This window comes from Phreatobacter stygius (assembly GCF_005144885.1).
GTDB classification, from domain to species: Bacteria; Pseudomonadota; Alphaproteobacteria; order Rhizobiales; family Phreatobacteraceae; genus Phreatobacter; species Phreatobacter stygius.
This window is the reverse complement of the sequence record NZ_CP039690.1, coordinates 5,548,406-5,569,030: the sequence shown is the minus strand read 5'-3', so window position 1 is coordinate 5,569,030 and position 20,625 is coordinate 5,548,406. Positions and strand designations below refer to the sequence as shown.

Genomic DNA, 20,625 nt, shown 5'->3' with positions numbered 1-20,625 from the left:
GAGCTGCCCGGGAGCGTCGCCCGGCGACGCGAAACGGCACGCGGAGGAAGCCACCATGACCACCGACGCCAAGACAACCGATGTCATGACCCAGCCGGCCATCGTATCGCGGGATGAGTGGATCGAGGCGCGCAAGGCCCTGCTCGCCAAGGAAAAGGCACTCACCCGGGCGCTGGACGCGCTGAGCGCCGAACGCCGGACGCTGCCCTGGGTGAGGGTCGAGAAGAGTTATGTCTTCGAGGGGCCGCATGGCCGCGAAACGCTCGCCGACCTGTTCGCCGGGCGCAGCCAGTTGATCATCCAGCATCTGATGTTCGCGCCCGGCGACGACCAGGCCTGCGTCGGCTGTTCCTTCTCCGCCGACCATGTCGATGGCGCGCGCCAGCATTTCGAGCATCACGACGTGAAATTCACCGCGGTATCGCTGGCGCCCTGGCCAAAGCTCGCGGCGTTCAAAGAGCGCATGGGCTGGCGTTTCCACTGGGTATCGTCGGCCGGCTCGCCGTTCAATTACGACTATGGCGTCTCGTTCACCCCTGACCAGGTGGCGACAGGCAATGTCGGCTATAATTACGGCACCTCGTCTTATGCCTATGCGGACCTGCCGGGTGTCAGCGTCTTCGCCAGGGATGCCGTGGGCGATGTCTTCCACACCTATTCGACCTTTACGCGCGGCGTCGACATTCTGCTCGGCGCGCATCATTTCCTGGATCTGACGCCAAAGGGGCGTGCCGACCAGGGCGAAGGCGCCGACTGGGTGCGCTTTCACGACCAGTATGGCGAAGCGCCCGGCACCTGCTGCCACGGCGGCACAGCCTCGGCGTGAGCGGGGCCGGCAGCGATCGTCCGGGCTCCCTCAAAAAAAATTCGCATGGCGTGTCGATCCGGCAAGACGGCCTTCGTCGTGTCATCAAAGCGATGGTTCCAATCCGGCCACGATGGCCCGGATGCCAGGCTTTCCAAACGAGAAGGAACAGGACGATGCGTTTCATGGTGATCGTGAAGGCGACCAAGGACTCCGAAGCCGGCGTCATGCCGAGCGAGCAGTTGCTGACCGAAATGGGCAATTTCAACGAAGAGCTGGTCAAGGCCGGGGTGATGCTGGCAGGCGAAGGCCTGCACCCGAGCAGCAAGGGCGCGCGCATCCGGTTCTCCGGCAAGACCCGCACCGTCATTGACGGCCCCTTCGCCGAGACCAAGGAACTGATCGCTGGCTTCTGGCTGCTGCAGGTCAAGTCGAAAGACGAAGTGATCGAATGGATGAAGCGCTGCCCCAATCCGTTCGAGGGTGAATCCGAGCTCGAGATCCGCCAGGTGTTCGAAGCGGAGGATTTCGGCGCCGAGTTCACGCCTGAACTGCGCGAGCAGGAAGACCGGCTGCGCGCCGAGGCCGCGAAGCAAGCCAACAAGGGCTGACAAACAAAAAACCTGCTGGCCGAAGGCGGCCCCCAGAAAGCAGGCAATTCAGTGGAGACAACCATGCGTTTCATGATGATGTACAAGCCTGCCGACATCAAGAAGCTCGAGGCTGGCCTGCCCCCGGCCCTCGAGGAAATAGCCGAGATGGGCAGGCTGATCGAAGACATGGCGAAGGCGGGCGTGCTGATCGCGACAGATGGTCTCATGCCGACCGCGCTCGGCGCACGCATCAGGCGCACGAACGGCAAGATCACCGTCACCGACGGCCCCTTCACTGAAGCCAAGGAGCTGATCGCCGGCTTCTGCATGGTCAAGGTCAAATCGAAGGACGAGGCCATCGCCTGGGGCAAGCGCTTCTTCGACGTGGTGCGCGAGGACGGCGAGAGCGAGATCCGCCAGATGTATGATGTCGACGATGCGCCTTGCGCGCCCCACCCGCGCGAAGCCGCGACGCCGGCGTAAAAGGCCGCCTGAAGACCTGCTGACAAGCGCCGCCAGGCCGAGGGTTGTCCCCACGTCCTGGCGGCGTTTTTTGCCGGCACCACCGACTTGCGCCACCGGGCCGAAGCTGGTCTGATCCGCCCCCGTGAAGGCACCTGATACGCATAACGCCATCGAGGCGATCTGGCGGATAGAGGCCGCGCGGCTCATTGCGGGCCTCGCGCGGGTGGTGCGCGACGTCGGTCTCGCCGAAGAACTCGCCCAGGACGCGCTGGTCATCGCGCTCGAGCGCTGGCCGGAAACCGGCGTGCCGGACAAGCCGGGCGCCTGGCTGATGGCGACGGCCAAGAACCGGGCCATCGACCGGATCCGCCGCAACAAGCTGTTCGCGCAGAAGCAGGACGAGATCACGCTCGAGATCGAAGGCCAGCTCGAAATGGCCGTTCCCGATATCGACGCAGCCCTCGACGACGATGTCGGCGACAATCTGCTCAGCCTGATCTTCACCGCCTGCCACCCGGTCCTGTCGACCGAAGCGCGGCTGGCGCTGACGCTACGCCTGCTCGGCGGGCTGACCACCGACGAGATCGCACGCGCCTTTCTGGTGCCGGAGCCGACGGTCGCCCAGAGGATCGTTCGGGCCAAGCGGACGCTGGCCGAAGCAAACATTCCCTTCGAGGTGCCGCGCGGGCTCGACCGGGCCGCCCGCCTGTCCTCGGTGCTGCAGGTCGTCTATCTCATCTTCAACGAAGGCTACACGGCAACCGCCGGCGACGACTGGATGCGGCCCCAGCTCTGCGAGGAGGCGATGCGCCTCGGCCGGGTTCTCGCCGGCCTCGTGCCGCAGGAGCCGGAGGTTCACGGCCTGGTGGCCCTGATGGAAATCCAGGCCTCGCGCTTCGGAGCGCGAACCAGCCCGTCGGGAGAGCCCATCCTGCTGCTCGACCAGGACCGCGGCCGCTGGGATCACCTCTTGATCCGCCGCGGGCTTGCCGCGCTCGCCCGCGCCGAGGCGCTGAGCGGAACCCGCGGCCCCTACCTGCTGCAGGCCGCGATCGCCGCCTGTCACGCCCGCGCCCGCACCGGACCGGAAACCGACTGGCAGCGCATCGCCGCGCTCTATGACGAACTCGCCGACAACGCGGGGTCGCCGGTGGTGGAACTCAATCGCGCGGTTGCCCATGCGATGGCCTTTGGCCCCGCCGCCGGCCTGGCGCTCGCCGATGCGCTGACCGACGAGCCGACGCTGAAAAGCTACCATCTGCTGCCGGGCGTGCGCGGCGATTTCCTGTTCAAGCTCGGCCGTTTCGACGAGGCCCGCGCGGCTTTCGAACGGGCGGCGTCGCTGACCCGCAACACCCGCGAGCGCGAGGTGCTGCTCGGCCGCGCCGCCGAAAGCGTCGGCGGGGCGCAAGCGAAGTAAGCCGGCGAGCCGCGCTTTGCTTTTCCCCGCTTGCCGACCCGGCCGCTGCGACGATCGCAGCAATAACCTCCAAGTCACGCACCACCCCCCGGTGCTAGCTTTTGTGCATGGCGCTTCGGCGGCCGCGGTGACCCCATCGGCGGGCTTTGGCCCGGAGATGGCGGCCCGCACGGCAATGGCCGGCGCCGCGACAAACCGGCACGTCGTTCCTGAGCCTGCCGGTGGCGGGGCAGCGTTCGCGCGCCCGGATGACGGCGTCTCATGACCTGATTTGGAGACCATGATGCAGGCCTATCAGCTGGAAACGTTCGGGCGCGTCGACGGCATCGTCCTGCGCCAACAGCCGCAGCCCGAGCCCGGCCCGACCGACATCGTCATCCGCGTCCGTGCCGCCTCGCTCAACCGGCGCGATACGATGATCCTGCAGGAGACCTATCCGCTGCCCGCCAAGCGCAACCTCGTGCCGTTGAGCGACGGCGCCGGTGAGGTCGTTGCCGCCAAGGTCGTCATTCTCGGCGCCTGACCCGGCAGCCCCGGCCGTCGCCCGCTCCCAGAACACCCCAATCAAAGGACCGACAATGACCATTCGTGAGGCCGATGCTGAGTGGCAGGGCTCGTTGAAACAAGGCGCGGGGCGCTTGCGCCTTGGCAGCGGCGCGTTCGAGGGCGCCTATTCCTTCCCGTCGCGGTTCGAGAACGGCCCGGGAACCAATCCCGAAGAGCTGATCGCGGCGGCGCATGCCGGCTGCTTTTCCATGGCGCTGGCCGCCATTCTCGAAGCGGCGGGCCACCCGCCGACATCGATCCACACCATCGCCCGGGTGCATCTCGGCGCCACCGAGGCCGGCCCGACCATCACGCGGATCGCGCTTGAAAGCGCGGGCGCCGTACCCGGCCTCGACGCCCTGGGCTTCCGGCAGCATGCCGAAGCAGCCAGGCAGCGCTGCCTGGTCTCGCGCGCTCTGGCCGGCGTTTCGACCATCACCCTCGAAGCCCGGCTGATCGAACCGGCTGCGTGATCACGACAGGGCGGCCATCCCGCGCCCCGCCGTCCCGGCACACCCTTGGAGCGGACCATGAATGACCACCAGGCCACGCAGATATCCGACCGGACCCGCGACATCATGCGCAGGTTCAACGACGCCTTTCAGCGCCACGACCCGGCCGCTCTGGCCGACCTGGTGGCCGAGGATTGTGTGATCGAGAACACCCAGCCGGCTCCCGACGGCTCGCGCCATGTCGGGCGCGCGGCCTGCCTCGCGGTCTGGCAGGGGCTCGCCTCCGCCGAGGGCACCGGTTTCGATCTCGAGGAGGTCTTCGTCGCCGGCGAGCGGGCGATCATCCGCTGGCGCTATCGCTGGGGCGAAGACGAGGCGAGCTCGGTGCGCGGCGTCAATCTCATGCGCGTCGAGGCCGGCCTCATCGTCGAGGCCATGGGCTACATCAAGGGGCCCTAGATGAGCACCTTACGGAGGCACTGCCGTCGGAGTAGCCTGCGCGCCATGGAATCGTCAGGGACGCTATCGGCGACGACGCTGGCTGAACACCGATCACTTGCGGTCGTCGATATCAGTTGCAACGCGCGGGTCGTCGCCCAGCATGACACGATGTCGCTCTGCTATGTGCGCAAGGGCAGCCTCACCTATCGCGCGGGTGGCGGAACCTTCGACCTCGTGGCCGGAGCGATCCTCGTCGGCCATGCCGGCCAGGACTATTCCTGCGCGCATGAGCACAAGGACGGCGGCGGCGAAGGTCTGGCGTTCCGGTTCTCGCCCGAGCTGATCGAGACGATCGGCGTCGGCCCGTCCTTCGGGCAGATCTCATGCGTGCCGCCGCTGGCCGAGCTGATGGTGGTCGGTGAGCTGGCCCAGGCCGCGGCCGACGGGACGAGCGACATCGGGCTCGACGAGATCGGCATGCTGTTCGCCGCCAGGCTCGTCGACGTGGTGTCCGGGCAAGCCAGGCCGGCAGGCGCGGGAACCGGCAGCGACCGTCGGCGCGCCGTGGACGCAGCGCAGTGGATCGACGCCCACGCCCATGAGGCGATCGATCTGGAGACCGCCGCCGGGATGGCGGGCCTCAGCACCTTTCACTTCTTGCGCATCTTTTCCGGCGTCCTCGGCGTGACACCCCATCAATACCTGGTCCGCTGCCGGCTGCGCCGCGCGGCGCGCCTGCTGGCCGACGACGTCACGCCGATCGGCGACATCGCCTTCGACGTCGGCTTCGGCGATCTCTCCAACTTCATCAGGACCTTCCGCCGCGCCGCCGGCGTCTCGCCGCGACGCTTCCGCCAGGCGGCCAGGGGCGATCGGGCGAAGCCGCGCAACGGCGGCGTGCCGATCGGGATCCTGGCAACAGCCGGTGCCTCGCCCATCGGCCGGCCGTCCGGGCTCAGTTCTCCATGGTCTTCAACAGCGCGGCGATCTTGATGGTCGCGAAGTTGGAGTAGGTATCGGAGACGGCATAAGGCAGGACGATCTGGTCGCCGTGCCGCATGGCCCCGCAGGTATAAACGACATTGGGGACGTAGCCCTCGCGCTCGGATGGCTCCGGACGCAGCAGCGGTTCGCGCGAGCGCGCCAGCACCTTGGACGGGTCGTTCTTGGCGAGCAGCGCCGCGCCGATCGAATATTTGCGCACCGGACCAACCCCGTGGGTCAGCAGGAGCCAACCTTCGTCCAGCTCGATCGGCGAACCGCAATTGCCGATCTGGACGAACTCCCAGGGGAATTCGGGCTTCAGGAGCAGTTCGCCGCCGTCCCAGGAATAGAGGTCGTCCGAGGTGATCAGATAGAGGTTCTCGTTGTCCTGCCGGGCGATCATCGCATAGCGGCCGCCGATCTTGCGGGGGAACAGGGCCATGCCCTTGTTCCTGGCGGCAGAGCCGCGCAAAGGCACCATCTTGAACGAGAGGAAGTCCGAGGTCTCGATCAGTTCGGACCGGATGCCCGTGCCGCTATAGGCCGTATAGGTCGCGTAAAAGGTCTTCCTGCCGTCATCGGCGAATTCAACGAAACGGGCATCCTCGATGCCGTTCGACTGGGCCTGGGTGACCGGGAAGATCACCCGCTCGCTGATATCTTCTTCGGACTTGAAGGCAACCTCGACATGGTCGCCTTCAGGACTTCCGACCCGCCTGACCACTTTCGGCATCGCGGCAAGACGCGCCGTCGGATCGACGCTGACGCTGCCGTCCGCCGCGATCGATCCGGAGCGGAAGGTCAGCGACGACACATGGCCCTCGCCGACCGCGCGCAGGCTGAGGATGAAGCGACGGCCGCCCTCCGGCGCCCCCGACTGATCGGGATGCGAGACGATGCTCGGATTGAACAGGGCCGAAGCCTCGAAGGAATATTCGTTGAGGAAATAGGCGCCGAGCAGTTGCCGTTGGGTCCGGCTGAACGACGCGTGGGCGATCAAAGCCTCTTCCATCTCGTCGGCGCGCGCCTCGAAGATCGCGAGCAGGTTGCGATGGCGGCCCTGGAAATTCTCCAGCACGTCCGCCAGCTGGCTGGCCGCTGCTTCCGGGTCGAGCCCGAGCACCCGGTCGACGATGTGGTTTGCCCGCGTCTTGTCGGTCGGCTTGAGGTCGCGCGGTTCGGTGGTCGGCTTGAACGGGCGAACGATGACCCTTGCCGTGTCGGGGCGCAGGTAGAGAGCTTGCCGGTTCAGGAATGTGACAGAAGACAAAGGGCCCTCGGTTGTTTCAGGTGGGATGTCAGGAGGTTCAGGCGCCCACCGCACGCAGCGGCGCGAGCGCGGCCCGATCGCCGGTCATGCGCGCCAGCTGGCGGATTTCGGCAAGGCTGAGCAGATAGGACACGACCGACTCGCCACCACGGTTCTCGTTGCGGCGATCGGGATGCAGGCCGTCACGGCAGCTGCCGGTGTCGAGGTCGACCAGCGGCAAGGACAGGTCGTTGCTGCCGAGGAACCACGCGAAAGCACTCGCCGCCCCTGCCCGCCATTGAGCGTCGCCATCGGCGCGCCAGGCCGCAAGGCAGGCCGAGATGGTCGCGGTGGCTTCCAGGGGCTGCTGGTCGAAGGGTCTTGGCGGTTGCCTGATATCGCCGAAGCTCTTCGAGCCGACCGGTCTGAACCGCCCCGCCGGCGTGGTCTGCAGTGTCATCAGCCAGCGCAGCGATCGCAGGCCGGCTTCGACCGTCGCCGGCATGCCGGTCGATCTGCCGGTTGCGATCAGCGCCTGCGGCAGGCGCGCATTGTCATAAGCGAGCCCTTCTTCGAACCAGACCCAATCGGCGGTCTCGACGGCAGCCAGGATCGACATCAGCCTGTCGGCGAGCAGCCGCTGGATGCGCAAGGCGACCGAATCCGCGGCGACCGCGGCGCAATAGGCGTCGAGGCCGAGCAGTGCGAAGGCCCAGGCGCGCGGCGAGGCAAAGCCTTCGACCGTCGGCAATGCCTCGGCGAACAAGGCCGCCGCCCAGCGCCGCCGCGACGGGCTGGCATCGCCCCGGGCGCACTCGCCCAAGGCCCAGAGGGTGCGGCCGTGGCTGTCCTCCGAACCCTGGTCTTCGAGCCAGCGCCGATCGAAGCCCATGAAATTGCGGAAGCGCCTGATGTCGGGGTTCCAGGCGTGCTGGATGAAGGCCGCGAAGCGGGTCGTCAGCACGTCGGGCAGGCGCTGCTCGCCCGGCTTGTTCAACGCGCAGGCCACCAGCAAGGCCCGGGCATTGTCGTCGACACAATAACCGTGATGGCGATCGGGCACGGAATGAACCGCATGCTGGAACAGGCCGGTATCGTCGCACATCGACAGAAGATGGCCGATCTGCATCTCCGGCGCGGCCTGGCTGTCGCGCAACGGCGGGCTCGTGTCGGGCCGGGTCACCACCCGCAGCTTGTGGCCGCGCCGGGCGGTTTCGAACACCGAGAGATAACGCTCGGCGGTGCGCTCCCAGGTCATCGACCGGCTTGCCGCATAGGCGCGCTTGCGCATGGCCTGGCGCCGGACATCATTGGTCAGCAGTCCCGCGATCTCCCGGCCGATGGCCTTGGCATCGCCGAACGGCACCAGAATGCCGCGCCCTTCCGACAGGAGTTCCTGGGCGTGCCAATAGGGCGTCGACACGACCGCCTTGCCGAGCCCGAAACTGTAGGCGAGCGTGCCCGAGGTCATCTGCGCCTCGTTGAGGTAAGGCGTGACATAGACGTCGCACATGGCGATGAACTCGAGCAGCGTCGCCTGGTCGACGAACCGGTCGAGAAACACCACGTGGTTCTCGACGCCGATGGCGCGGGCGCGGGTCACCAGGCTCTCGCGATAGGCCTCGCCCTGGTCCCGTACGAGATTGGGATGGGTCGCGCCAAGCACGACATAGACGGCATCGGGCCGGCTCTCGAGGATCGACGGCATGGCGTCGATCATCACCTCGATGCCCTTGTTGGGCGACAGGAGCCCGAAGGTCAGGATGACGGACCGGCCGGCGAAGCCGAGATCGGCCTTGGCCTGGTCCGGCTCGACGAAGGCGAAATCCGGAATTCCATGCGCGATGACCTCGATCTTGTCGGCCGGCACCCGATATCGGGTGCGCAGCAGGTCACGCGCCTTCTCGGCCATGACGACCACCTTGGACGAGGCATCGACGATCTGGTTCATGACGCCGCGCTGCGCCGGCGTCGGCTCGGCCAGCACGGTATGAAGCGTGGTGACCACCGGCATGGTCAGCCGCGAGATCAGCGCCATGATGTGACCACCAGCCTCGCCGCCGAAAATGCCGAATTCGTGCTGGAGGCAGACGACGTCGAATTGACCGGCATTCAGCACGTCGGCCGCCTGCTGGTAGTCCTCGATCAGGTCATCGTGGACCTGCAGGCGAACGGCGGAGGGATAATCGTAGGTCTGGCCGTGGTCGGTCATCGCCACGATGGCGGTCTCGACGTCGGCGCGTGCCTGCGAGACCGCCTGCTGCAGGTCGGTGGTGAAGGTGGCGATGCCGCAGCGGCGCGGCAGCGAATTGCCAACAAAGGCCAGGCGGGTCAGCTGGGTCACGGGCGCATCTCCGTCTTGGCGGCCGGCGGCCCCGCCTTTGCCGGTTGAAAAGGAGCTATCGGCGGCTGACCGGGAACCGGAAAACCGACATTCTGCCCATCGCGATTGTGCAGGAGGCCCGCAACGGGATCGGCGCCCGCATAGGCCAGCAGAGCCCGAAGGCCGTCGCCGCCAACCTGGATGCTGGTGGTCTCCGCCTCCAGGAAGATCGCCTCGCCGACAAAGGCATTCATCGGCCCGACCTGGGCGTGACCTTCCAGGACCAGCAGCCAGGTCTCCTGCCCGGCCGCGATGTCCCAGTTCGATTTCGGTGCGAAGTCGATCCGCTCCAGGACGAAATAGGGGCTGGCGACCAGCAAGGTCCTGGCGTCGGTCAGGCGCTTCGCGGCGGGTTGGCTTTCGGCGGCCGGCCCGGCGAATGCTGCCGCAACGGCGTTGTCGACATGCAGTTCACGGACACGGCCGTGATCGAACAGGCGGAATGTCGCGTCGCTTCGCTGCTGGATCTCGGCGAGCACCAGCCCGGGCCCGATGGCGTGAATGGTGCCGGCCGGGACATAGACGATGTCGTCCTTGCCGACCGCTCGCCATTGCACCAGCCCGGCGATCGAGCCGTCGTCGATGGCGCATCGCAATTCAGCCGCTGTCAGCTGTCGCGTCAGCCCGACGGCAACCTTGGCGTCGGGCGCGGCCGACAGGATATACCAAGCCTCGGTCTTGCCGTTGCCAAGCCCGATCGACTGCGCGAAGGCATCGTCCGGATGGACCTGGATCGACAGCGGCTCCTTGGTGAACAAGAGTTTCAGGAGCAAGGCCGGATCCGGCGCATTCATGTTGGCACGCTGGAACCAGAGTTCGCCGATCGCCGCGCCGTCATGCTGAACCTCGCTCCACGGCAAGAGGTCGGTGTTGCCCCACGGCTTCTGCACCACCCGCACGCAGGCATGTTCGATCGCCATTGACGTCTCCTGGTTCGTGCCGCGCGGATGGGATCGGCATGATGTCGGGCGATGCTCTCCAGAAACGCCGTCCAGCGTCACCGGGAGATCACGCACCAAGAGGTCATGCTGGTTTCGGCCGAGCGGATCGGCCGAGACGATCAGTTGTTTCGGGCAGAATGACGGACGGCGCCGAAAGCCGCGTTCAGTGACTGTTCAGTGGCTCCAGGCGCCGCCAGCGGTCGGCAATTCTCCCGTGACGTCCACATGAGCAACGTCGCTTGCGGTGCGCAGTTCCTTCTCGGAAAATTTGAGATCGAGCAGACGGCCGTCATCGGTGAGGAGTTGGACGTCGTTGCGCCCGAACACGCTCTTGAGCGCGCTGGGCGCCAGCTGGATCTCGCCGCTGCCGGTCACTCCAAGCGGCTCCTTGAAGAAGCCGTCGAAATCATAGGAGGCGCGGGCATGCGCCTTGCCGTCATATTTCAGCACGCCGCTCCCGGAAATTCCGCCGAGATATCGCATGATCGACCAGCCTTCCTGAGTTTGAGACGCGGGGCGCGCGGCTGCTCCTTGAAGCCGATGCAGCGGTCGACAAAATAAAGGCCCCGCGACCTTCACGAGGTGCGGGGCCAATCAAGGCGCCAAAACGCCTTGTTGGGCATCATGCTTGCTGCACCATCAAAACCAAAGCCGCCGGTACATCCGCGGTCGGCTTCATTTGGCGATGCAGAATGCCAGCCGGCTCAGAAAGAGCCGGCGGCAGTGCAATCAGTCCAGAGCCTTGAGATTGTCTGCGGACATCTTGCCGCTCTTGCGGTCGGAGACGAGCTCGAAGTCGAGCTTCTGTCCTTCGCGCAGATCACCGAGCCCGGCGCGCTCAACAGCGCTGATATGGACGAAGGCATCATTGCCGCCGTCATCCGGCTGAATGAAGCCGAAGCCCTTTTGGATATTGAACCATTTAACGGTCCCCGTAGCCATGGGAAACCCTTTCACATCTATAGGTTTTGCTTGCCCACGATGCCGCGGACCGTCGAAATCGCATTTTCGGGTTAGAAAATTATCAGCTTGGCGCGAAATTTCTTCTGCGCAAGGCCAAGTCATCTGGCCGTCTATCGACCTGCCTAATATGGGCGAATGCGATTGGAAATACAAGGCGTCATGATCATTTTCTTTGATCGACGATTTTTCTGCGCCAGCAATATTACCACCAATGCAGAATTGTCTGTCGGATTCATGTGGAAATTGGATGGCAATCTATCGCTCGACAAGGGCGCTCTTCGCTTGGAGCCGCACTGGACCGGCGCCGCGCCATGACCGCGACCGCTTTCGGGGCCTGCCGGCGGACCGTGCTCCTAACCGCTGTTGCGCAAGCCCGCCGAAATGCCGTTGATGGTGAGCTGGATGCCGCGCAGCACCTGCTCGTCGGTGCTTTCCGCGCGGTGCAGCTTGAGCAATTCGACCTGCACGTGGTTGAGCGGGTCGAGATAGGGGAAGCGGTTGCGGATCGAGCGCTCCAGCAAGGGATTGCCGTGCAGCAGCCGGTCGTGCCCCATGATGTCGAGCAAGGCGCGGATCGACGACTGCCATTCGGCGCGGATGCGCTGGAAGATGGTCTCGCGCAAGGTCTCGTCGGGCACCAGTTCGGCATAACGCGAGGCGACCGCAATGCTGCTCTTGGACAGCACCATGTCCATGTTGGACAGGAGCGTGCGGAAGAACGGCCATTCGCGATAGAGCTCCTGAAAGAAGGCGATGCCCTTGTCCGGATGCTCGGCGACCCAGCTTTCCACCGCGCTGCCGAAACCGTACCAGCCCGGCAACATGAGCCGGCATTGCGCCCAGCTGAACACCCAGGGAATGGCGCGCAGATCCTCGATCTTGCGTGTCTTGGTGCGCGAGGCCGGCCGGCTGCCGATGTTCAGCGTGGCGATCTCGGAAATGACCGTGGACGCCCAGAAATAGTCCTGGAACCCCTCGGTCTCGTAGACCAGCCCGCGATAGGCGGCATAGGCCGCGGCCGAGAGCGTTTCCATGGCGGCGAGATATTCCTCGCGCGGCGCGCTGCGCTGCGGTTGCAGCAGGCTCGCCTCCAGCGTGGCGGCGGCCAGGATTTCCAGATTGCTGCGGCCGACCTCGGGGTTCGAATATTTCGACGAGATGATCTCGCCCTGCTCGGTGATGCGGATCTGGCCGTTCACCGCCCCACCCGGCTGAGCCAGGATGGCGTCGTAGCTCGGCCCGCCGCCGCGGCCGACCGAGCCGCCGCGGCCGTGGAACAGCCGGAGCCGCACGCCGTGACGCTCGAACACTTCGATCAGGCCGATCTCGGCCTTGTAGAGCTCCCAGCCCGAGGTGACGAAACCGCCATCCTTGTTGCTGTCGGAATAGCCGAGCATCACCTCCTGGAGGCCGCCCCGGCTGTCGACCAGCCGGCGATATTCCGGCAAGGCCAGCAAGCGGTCCATCACGCCGGCGCAATTCCTGAGATCGGCGATGGTCTCGAACAGCGGCACGATGTTGAGCCGGCTCGACCCCTTCGGGTCGACGAGGCCGACCTCTTTCAGCAGCACCGCGATCTCCAGGAGATCCGAGACGCCCTCGGTCATCGATACGATGCTTTGCGGGATGACCGCCGGTCCGAAGACCCTGTGGGCTTCCGCCGCCGCACGCAGAACCGCCAGCTCGCCCTTGGTTTCCTCGCTGTAGCCAAGAAAGGGCGAGGCCAGCGGCCGGGCGGTCTTCAGTTCGGCCGTCAGCAGCGCAATGCGTTCATCCTCCGCCATGGCGGCATAACGCGTGCCGGGCGCCGCCGCTTCGAGCAGCTCCGCCACGGTGCGCTGGTGAACCACCGAGTTCTGGCGCATGTCGAGCCTTGCCAGATGGAAGCCGAAACAGTCGACCGCCCGGCGCAGCAGGCGCAGGCGGCCGCGGGCGACGACGCCGGACTGATTGGCGTTCAGCGAGCGGTGCAGCACATCGAGATCGGTCTTGAATTCGGCGGCCGTGGCATAGGGCGCGGCGTCCCCCACCGGGTGCCGGCTCACCTCCAGCCCATCGAGTTCGAAGGCGGTCGCCGCGAGCCGCGCATAGATGCCGGAGACGGCCAGCCGATAAGGCTCGCCGCGGCGATGCGGCGAGGGATCGGGCGAGCGCGCCGCGAGTGCCTGCAGATCGGCATCGACAGCGACGAGCTGGGCGGCGAGCGACAATTCGGCGCCGAGCTCGTGCAGTTCGTCGAGATAGAAGCGCAGCACCTGCGTGCTCTGCATGCGCAGCGTGCCGCGCATCACCTCGGCGGTGACGAAGGGATTGCCGTCGCGATCGCCGCCGATCCAGCTGCCCATGCGCAGGAACGAGGCGAGCTCCGCCTCCCCGTCCGGGTCGTCAGGCGGCCGGTCGGCGTTGAGGCGGTCCTCCAGCGCCGAATGCAGGCGGGGCACCTCGCGCAGGAAGGTATAGCCGTAGAAGGACAGGCCGTTGGCGACCTCGTCGAGCACGGTCAGCTTGGTGCGGCGCAGGAGGTTGGTCTGCCATAACGTCAGCACGGCGCGGCGCAACTGCTCCTCGTCGGCCGCGACCTCCTCGGGCGTCAGCCGGGTGCGCTCCGCCCTGTCGAGCAGGGCGGCGATCTCCATCTCGCGATCGATCGTGCTCTTGCGCCGGACTTCGGTCGGGTGGGCGGTCAGGACCGGGCTGACCAGGGCCTCGCCGAAGAACCGGCGGAGCGCCGCCTGGCCGATGCCGGCGGCGCGGGCGCGCGCCACGGCGTTGGCGAGCGTGCCGGCGCGCGGCGCCGCCCCGGCCAGGCTCTGCTGGCGCGTCCGGCGGATATGGTTCTGGTCCTCGGCGATATTGGCAAGGTGCGAGAAATAGCTGAAGGCGCGCACGATCAGCACGGTCTCGGCCGTCGACATGCCGTCGAGGATCGCCTCCAGCTCGCGCCGGGCCGGCTCGTCGTCGTCGCGGTGGAAACGGATCGAGGTCTGGCGGATGCGCTCGACCAGGTCGAACACCGCCTCGCCCTCCTGGTCGCGGACGGTATCGCCGAGGATACGCCCGAGCAGGCGGATATCCGTGCGCAGACGGGCATCCTCTTCGGATGCCGTCGCATCCTGCTCGCGATGGGTGGGTTCGCCTGCCTCGAATGCCATGGATCAGCGCCGCTCCTGGAGTGATGCCCATCCTTCCAGCCACCGTGCTGCAGCGCAAGAGAATGCGACAGCTTCTATGACAACATGGCGCCGTGGCGATGCCGTGGCGCGGCCGTCCGGGCATCGTGTCGCGGGCACTCCGCCGCGACCAACACGGTCCGTTTGAACGAAAGGTTGAGCAGCGCGAAAGTACAACGCAGCCGACATTGCCTGTCGTCTGCGATGGGCGCAATCTTCATTCAACCAAGCCGATCATCGTGCGGAAGTAGGAGGATATCATGCAAGCCATGACCACCGAAACCTTCATCGGCAACATGCGCGGCCCGGTGATTACGCGAATGGATGCCGATTATGACGCTGTGCGAAGCCTCTATAACGGCATGATCGACAAGAGCCCGCAGATGATCGCGCGCTGCACCGACGCGGCCGATGTGGTCACCGCGGTCAATTTCGCCCGTGAGAACGATCTCCGGATCGCCATCCGCGGCGGCGGCCATAGCGGGCCCGGTCTCGGCAGCGTCGATGACGGCCTGGTCATCGATCTCGCCATGATGAAGGGCGTGCGCGTCGATCCCGCCACGCGCACCGTGCGCGTCGGCCCCGGCTGCACCCAGGGCGATGTCGACCATGCCACCCATCTCTATGGGCTCGCCGTGCCCGCCGGTATCGTCTCGACCACCGGCATCGCCGGCCTGACGCTTGGCGGCGGCACCGGCTACCTCACCCGCAAATATGGGCTGACCATCGACAATCTCGTCGAGGCGGATGTCGTGCTCGCCGATGGCCGGATCGTCACCGCGAATGCGACGGACAATTTCGATCTTTACTGGGCGCTGCGCGGTGGCGGCGGCAATTTCGGCGTCGTCACCAGTTTCCTGTTCCAGGCTCATCCGGTGAACATGGTCTATGCCGGTCCGGTCTTCTGGGACATCAAGGATGCCCGCGCGGTCATGCAGGCCTATCGGGATTTCCTGCCCGGCGCCCCCGAGGATCTCGGCACTTTCGTCGGCCTGAAGACCGTACCACCGGTCGACCCGTTCCCGGCCGAGCATCAGGGCAAGCAGGCCTGCGCCATCATCTCCTGTTATGTCGGCCCTGCCGAAAAGGGCCAGGCGATCATGGCCAAGCTGCTCGAAACCCTGCCGCCGCCGCTGTTCAATTGGATGGGCGAGATGCCCTATCCGGCGCTGCAGTCCATGTTCGATCCGTTCTTCCCGAAAGGCCTGCAATGGTACTGGCGCGGCGATTTCGTGAAGGAGCTGACCGACGCGGCGATCGACGCCCATATTGCCGAGGCGCGCAAACTGCCGAGCGCGCTGTCGCTCATGCATCTCTATCCGATCGACGGCGCGGTCCGCCGCATCGGCAAGAATGACACCGCCTGGAACACGCGCGACGCGACCTGGTCGATGGTCATCGCCGGCATCGACGCCAATCCGCAAAACGCCGGGACGATCACCCGCTGGACCAAGGGCTATTGGGAGGCCGTGCATCCCTATTCGGATGGCGGCGCCTATGTGAACTTCATGATGGACGACGGTGACGACACCAGGCTGAAAGCCACCTATGGCGACAATTATGACCGTCTGGTCGCAGTCAAGACCAAATACGACCCGTCCAACCTGTTCCGCGTCAATCAGAACATCAGGCCCATGCACTGACGGAGGCCAGTCGAGCGTCCCGGTTCAGCCGCGAGGGTCTGATGGGGAGGGCCTTCATGAGGCCCTCCCGGTTTGCCGGTGTCGTTCCCGGACGATGCGACGCGGAACCCGGATGACCCGGACGAAACCCCGGGATTAAATTCGGGCGGGACCCGCAGCCAGGCCAGCGGCGGCCTCATTGCGGCGCTGGCGTCGTGTTCCGTTGTCCGCGGCACCAGCCGTCAAACCAGCCTGAGATCAACAAACAATGCGGCCGGCGCGGTCGGCGGTGCGCTGACCTGCGACCGAGAGAAGCCGCCGCGGGCTTCACCGTCCGGGCGGCTTTTTCTGGCGGCTCATTGTCGGCTCGGGGCATACTCGTTCGTCTTACACACGAGACGAGGAACACCCATGCTCTACGCCATCCTCTGCTACAACGATGAGAACGTCGTCGGCTCCTGGACCAAGGAAGAAGACGACGCGGTCATGGCCAAGCTCAATGTGGTCCATGAAAAACTGGCCAAGCAGGGACGGCTCGGGCCGACCGCACGGCTGCTGCCGACCACCGCCGCGACCACCTTCCGGAAAGAGCCGCCGCTGGTCATCGACGGGCCTTTTGCCGAGACCAAGGAACAGCTGCTCGGCTTCTACCTGGTCGACTGCGCTTCGCTCGACGAGGCGCTCGAGGTCGCCAAGGATCTCGCGCGCGCCAATCCGGGGACCGGTTCCTATGAGATCCGCCCGACCTCCATCTTCATTCCGGGGAGCGGCATAACGTGACGGACATCCGATGGATCGACCAGGCCCTGACATCCAGCCGTCCGCAGGTTCTCGGCGCATTGTTGCGTTATTTCCGTGACCTCGACACAGCTGAAGAAGCGTTCCAGGAGGCTTGCCTCCGGGCGCTGCGGACCTGGCCGCAGAACGGCCCGCCGCGCGATCCGGCCGCCTGGCTCATCCTGGTCGGCCGCAACGTCGCGCTCGACGCGACGCGACGGCTGAAGAAGCAGCAGCCGCTGCCGGACGAGGAGGCCATTTCGGATCTCGACGATGCCGAAGAGGCGCTGGCCGAACGGCTCGACGGCGCCCATTACCGCGACGACATCCTGCGGCTGCTGTTCATCTGCTGCCATCCGGACCTGCCCGCGACCCAGCAGATCGCCGTTGCGCTGCGCATCGTCTGCGGCCTGACGGTCAAGCAGATCGCCCGCGCCTTCCTGGTTGGCGACAGCGCCATGGAACAGCGTATCACCCGGGCGAAAGCACGCATCGCCGATGCCGATGTGCCGTTCGAAACGCCCGGCGCGGTGGAACGGGCCGAGCGGCTGGCGGCCGTCGCGGCGATGATCTACCTGATCTTCAACGAAGGCTATTCGGCCGCCGACAGCACGGAGGATCTGCGCCGGTCGTTCTGCGACGAGGCGATCCGGCTCGCCCGTCTGCTGATCCGGCTGTTCCCGGCCGAACCGGAGATCCTCGGCCTCGGCGCCTTGATGCTGCTGCAGCATTCGCGCACCCCTGCCCGCTTCGACGCGGCCGGCGCCATCGTGCTGCTGGAAGCCCAGGACCGCGGCCTGTGGGACCGGACGATGATCACCGAAGGGCTGGCCCTGATCGACAAGGCGACGCGCCACCGGCGCCCCGGCCCTTATCAATTGCAATCGGCGATCGCCGCGCTGCATGCCCGCGCCGCCAGGCCTGAGGACACCGACTGGGCCGGGATCGACCAGCTTTATGCCGGGCTCGAAAGGCTGCAGCCTTCGCCCGTCGTGTCGCTCAACCGGGCGGTGGCCATTGCCAAGCTCAACGGTCCGGAAGCCGCGCTCGCGATGATCGAGCCGCTGGCACCGCGACTATCGGGCTATTTCTATTTCTTCGGCGTGAAGGGCGCGTTCCTGCAACAGCTCGGCCGCATCCCCGAGGCCCGTATCGCCTTCAACCAGGCCATCGCGCTGGCCAATACGGCGGCGGAAGCCGCGCATATCAGGATGCATCTCGACCAGTTGCTGGAAGACGCGACACCGGGCGATGGCGCCAAGGTCTCGCATTAGGGTCCGGACCGGTGTCCCGCCAACCACCCGTCGGAAATATTTCAGCCGTCGTGTCGATCAGCCACAGCCTCGCTCGTCCTTGGGGCATGCCTTCGGGCGCCAAACCCCGCATGCAAACGAACCGCCCGGAGACTTCCCATGCCAGCCGAGACTGACGCTTCCCCGCTTGCGGGGACCATGGATTGGGCCGGCCTGTTTCGTCGCGATGAACGGCTGCATGCGCTGTTTCCCGTGCGAAACTAACATCGAACTTCATATCGGAGAGATCCATGTCCACTATCTCAATCATCCTGCTCGTCCTCGTCGTGCTCATCGCCGCCATCCTCATCTATGCCGCGACCAGACCGGACACGTTCCGCGTCGAGCGCACGGCCACCATCCAGGCGCCGCCGGAGAAGGTCTTCCCGCTGATCAACGATTTCCAGAACTGGGGCGCCTGGTCGCCCTGGGAGAACAAGGACCCGGCGATGAAGCGCAGCCGCTCAGGCCCGCCCGCCGGCAAGGGCACCGTCTATGAGTGGGAAGGCAACAAGCAGGTTGGCCAGGGGCGGATGGAGATCATCGACACCACGCCGCCGTCGCTGATCACCATCAAGCTCGATTTCCTGAAGCCCTTCGAAGCGCACAACACCGCGGAGTTCAGGCTGGAGCCGAAAGGTAACGCGACCCAGGTCACCTGGACCATGCGCGGACCGAGCCCGTTCATGTTCAAGCTCATGGGCTTGTTCATGAACATGGACCAGATGGTCGGCAAAGACTTCGAAGCCGGGCTCGCCAGCATGAAGGCTGCCGCGGAAGCCTGAGCGGCGGGAGGACGCCTTTTCGCCGGCGGCGCATGCGGTCCCGCAGGCCGCCGCCGGTGTCCCCAAAAAATATTCGACTCGCCCTGTCGAATGGCCGTCGGCCCGAACGTCCTTGGAACAGCGTTGGCAGCCGGAAGGCCGCCGCGCACCATCCGAGCGGGAGATCGCCATGGCAGCCGCAGCCCATGCCGGAACGTTTGACGGGTCCGTCGTCACCTTCACCCGTACCTTCAATGCTCCGCGGGACCGCGTCTTCGAGGCCTGGACCGATCCGCGCCATGTGGCCAGGTGGTGGGGGCCGCATGGCTCGATCAATCACGTGCGCGCCCTGGACGTCCGGCCAGGCGGCGCCTGGCGGATCGAGCAGCATGCGCCGGATGGCGCGGTCCACCACTTCAAGGGCATCTATCTCGAAGTCGTTGCGCCCGAACGGATCGTCAACACCTTCCACATGGAAGGTGTCCACCAGAACAAGCTGATGATCGAGACGCATTGTTTCGAGGCGCTCGACGGCCGGACCAGGCTCACCACGGTCTCGCGGCTCGAGGTGATCCCGGCCGGTGAAGCCGGCCCAATGACCGGCCCGTCGCGCACGGCGACGCGCGGCCATGATCGCCCGATGGCACCGGTCATGACGCCATGATCGGCTGGCTCGGCTCGCACCTGCCGGCCCGGGCGGAGGGCGCCGCGCGGTTCGCGTCGAACCACGTAACGATATCGATGGCAACGACATCGATGGCAACGACATCGCTGCAGGCTCCGATCGACGGTTTCAGGACCACGGCCATGTTGAGACGCACCTTCATCGTCAGCGCGGCGGCAGCGGGACTGTCGCTCGGCGCGCCGCGCCTTGGCCGCGCCGAGACGGCGCCGCGCCTGACGCTCGCGCCGGACGCCACGCCACCGACCGGCCCGGCTCCGGCGACCGGCTATGTCTCGGTCAACGGCCTGAAGCACTATTGCGAGAGCCACGGCAGCGGCGAGCCGCTGGTGCTGCTGCATGGCGGGCTCGGCACCATCGGCATGCTGTTCGGCCAGCTTCTGCCGGTTCTCGCCCGGACCCGGCAGGTCATTGCCGTCGAACTGCAGGCCCATGGCCATACCGCCGATATCGACCGGCCGTTGAGCTATGAGGCGATGGCCGACGATATCGCCGCGCTGATTGGGCAGTTCGGGTTCGAAACCGCCGACCTTTTCGGCTTTTCGCTTGGCGGCGGCGTTGCCCTGCAGGCTGCCATTCGGCACCCGGAGGTGGTGCGCAAGCTGGTGGTGGCCTCCACGCCCTACCGGCGCGACGGCTGGTTTCCCGAGGTGCTGGCCGGCATGGCCGCGCTGACATCGGACAATGCCGCGGCGATGACCGGCAGCCTGATGCACCAGTTTTATGTCGAGGTCGCACCGAAACCCGAGGACTGGCCGGTGCTGGTCGCCAAGACCGGCCAGTTGCTGGCCAGGGACTATGACTGGTCGGCGGCGGTCGCCGCGATCACGGCGCCGGTGCTGATCCTGACAGGCGATTGCGATCTCGTCCGCACCGAGCACGCGGTCGAGATGTTCCGGCTGCTCGGCGGCGGCGCCGGCGGCGGGCTCGGTGGCGGATCCGCCGCGGGACTTGGCGGCCTGTCCAGCAGCCGGCTCGCCGTGCTGCCGGACACCACCCATTTCAGCATGCTGACCTGCGGCGACCTGGTCGCGGCGATCACCCGGCCGTTCCTCGACGCGCCGATGCCGCTCTGA

The 20,625-nt window shown here is 66.2% G+C and carries 21 protein-coding genes; 15 read left to right on the top strand and 6 right to left on the bottom strand.

Annotated features, from left to right (window positions below):
* Positions 1–55: 55 nt before the first annotated feature.
* From E8M01_RS26345 to E8M01_RS26310, 8 genes are all read left to right on the top strand, one after another.
* Entirely contained in the window at positions 56–826 is a 771-nt protein-coding gene (locus E8M01_RS26345; RefSeq protein ID WP_246088439.1) for a DUF899 domain-containing protein, read from the top strand.
* 155 nt (positions 827–981) lie between these two features.
* Positions 982–1,416 carry a YciI family protein gene (locus E8M01_RS26340; RefSeq protein WP_136962867.1) on the top strand — a complete coding sequence of 145 codons (435 nt, stop codon included), beginning with the start codon at positions 982–984 and terminating at the stop codon, positions 1,414–1,416.
* A 63-nt stretch (positions 1,417–1,479) separates the two neighbouring features.
* A complete protein-coding gene (locus E8M01_RS26335; protein WP_136962866.1) occupies positions 1,480–1,881 on the top strand; it encodes a YciI family protein in 402 nt (133 codons plus the stop codon).
* A gap of 124 nt (positions 1,882–2,005) precedes the next feature.
* Positions 2,006–3,283, top strand: coding sequence for an RNA polymerase sigma factor (locus tag E8M01_RS26330; RefSeq protein ID WP_136962865.1), 1,278 nt, complete (start codon positions 2,006–2,008; stop codon positions 3,281–3,283).
* A gap of 283 nt (positions 3,284–3,566) precedes the next feature.
* Entirely contained in the window at positions 3,567–3,806 is a 240-nt protein-coding gene (locus E8M01_RS26325) for an alcohol dehydrogenase catalytic domain-containing protein (RefSeq protein WP_136962864.1), read from the top strand.
* Between the two features lie 55 nt (positions 3,807–3,861).
* Positions 3,862–4,302 (top strand): OsmC family protein, encoded by a 441-nt coding sequence (locus E8M01_RS26320; RefSeq protein ID WP_136962863.1) that lies wholly within the window; start codon positions 3,862–3,864, stop codon positions 4,300–4,302.
* Between the two features lie 57 nt (positions 4,303–4,359).
* Complete coding sequence (locus E8M01_RS26315) at positions 4,360–4,740, top strand: nuclear transport factor 2 family protein (protein WP_136962862.1); 381 nt, start codon at positions 4,360–4,362, stop codon at positions 4,738–4,740.
* Positions 4,741–4,785: 45 nt separating this feature from the next.
* Entirely contained in the window at positions 4,786–5,715 is a 930-nt protein-coding gene (locus tag E8M01_RS26310; protein ID WP_136962861.1) for a helix-turn-helix domain-containing protein, read from the top strand.
* Here E8M01_RS26310 and E8M01_RS26305 read toward each other — a convergent pair.
* The 5 genes from E8M01_RS26305 to E8M01_RS26285 all read right to left on the bottom strand — a co-directional run bounded on the left by E8M01_RS26305 (position 5,678) and on the right by E8M01_RS26285 (position 11,221).
* Positions 5,678–6,976 carry a glycoside hydrolase family 130 protein gene (locus E8M01_RS26305; RefSeq protein WP_136962860.1) on the bottom strand — a complete coding sequence of 433 codons (1,299 nt, stop codon included), beginning with the start codon at positions 6,974–6,976 and terminating at the stop codon, positions 5,678–5,680. The two genes, E8M01_RS26310 and E8M01_RS26305, sit on opposite strands and share 38 nt — an antisense overlap.
* A 37-nt stretch (positions 6,977–7,013) precedes the next feature.
* Positions 7,014–9,299, bottom strand: coding sequence for a glycosyltransferase family 4 protein (locus tag E8M01_RS26300; RefSeq protein ID WP_136962859.1), 2,286 nt, complete (start codon positions 9,297–9,299; stop codon positions 7,014–7,016).
* Positions 9,296–10,258: a class I mannose-6-phosphate isomerase gene (locus tag E8M01_RS26295; RefSeq protein ID WP_136962858.1), complete on the bottom strand. Its 963-nt coding sequence runs from the start codon at positions 10,256–10,258 to the stop codon at positions 9,296–9,298. Before E8M01_RS26295 ends, E8M01_RS26300 begins: the two co-directional genes overlap by 4 nt.
* Positions 10,259–10,453: 195 nt before the next feature.
* On the bottom strand, positions 10,454–10,873 hold the full coding sequence (locus tag E8M01_RS26290) for a hypothetical protein (RefSeq protein WP_246088438.1): 420 nt from the start codon (positions 10,871–10,873) through the stop codon (positions 10,454–10,456).
* Positions 10,874–11,008: 135 nt separating this feature from the next.
* The gene (locus E8M01_RS26285) at positions 11,009–11,221 is read right to left on the bottom strand and encodes a cold-shock protein (protein WP_136962857.1); all 213 of its coding nucleotides are present in this window, start codon (positions 11,219–11,221) and stop codon (positions 11,009–11,011) included.
* 180 nt (positions 11,222–11,401) lie between these two features.
* Between E8M01_RS26285 and E8M01_RS35150 the strand changes: the two genes are divergently transcribed.
* A complete protein-coding gene (locus tag E8M01_RS35150; RefSeq protein WP_170182084.1) occupies positions 11,402–11,557 on the top strand; it encodes a hypothetical protein in 156 nt (51 codons plus the stop codon).
* A gap of 38 nt (positions 11,558–11,595) precedes the next feature.
* Here the strand turns inward: E8M01_RS35150 and ppc are convergent, their stop codons facing one another.
* Positions 11,596–14,394, bottom strand: coding sequence for a phosphoenolpyruvate carboxylase (gene ppc / locus E8M01_RS26280; RefSeq protein ID WP_136962856.1), 2,799 nt, complete (start codon positions 14,392–14,394; stop codon positions 11,596–11,598).
* Positions 14,395–14,672: 278 nt separating this feature from the next.
* On the opposite strand from ppc, the gene E8M01_RS26275 reads away from it, so the two are divergent.
* From E8M01_RS26275 to E8M01_RS26250, 6 genes are all read left to right on the top strand, one after another.
* Complete coding sequence (locus tag E8M01_RS26275) at positions 14,673–16,055, top strand: FAD-binding oxidoreductase (protein WP_136962855.1); 1,383 nt, start codon at positions 14,673–14,675, stop codon at positions 16,053–16,055.
* Between the two features lie 390 nt (positions 16,056–16,445).
* Entirely contained in the window at positions 16,446–16,814 is a 369-nt protein-coding gene (locus tag E8M01_RS26270; RefSeq protein ID WP_136962854.1) for a YciI family protein, read from the top strand.
* Entirely contained in the window at positions 16,811–18,085 is a 1,275-nt protein-coding gene (locus tag E8M01_RS26265; RefSeq protein WP_136962853.1) for an RNA polymerase sigma factor, read from the top strand. The genes E8M01_RS26270 and E8M01_RS26265 overlap by 4 nt, the downstream gene beginning before the upstream one ends.
* A gap of 269 nt (positions 18,086–18,354) precedes the next feature.
* Positions 18,355–18,888, top strand: a complete 534-nt coding sequence (locus E8M01_RS26260) for an SRPBCC family protein (protein ID WP_136962852.1) — start codon at positions 18,355–18,357, stop codon at positions 18,886–18,888.
* Between the two features lie 169 nt (positions 18,889–19,057).
* Positions 19,058–19,531, top strand: a complete 474-nt coding sequence (locus tag E8M01_RS26255) for an SRPBCC domain-containing protein (protein ID WP_136962851.1) — start codon at positions 19,058–19,060, stop codon at positions 19,529–19,531.
* A 143-nt stretch (positions 19,532–19,674) separates the two neighbouring features.
* Positions 19,675–20,625, top strand: a complete 951-nt coding sequence (locus E8M01_RS26250; protein ID WP_136962850.1) for an alpha/beta fold hydrolase — start codon at positions 19,675–19,677, stop codon at positions 20,623–20,625.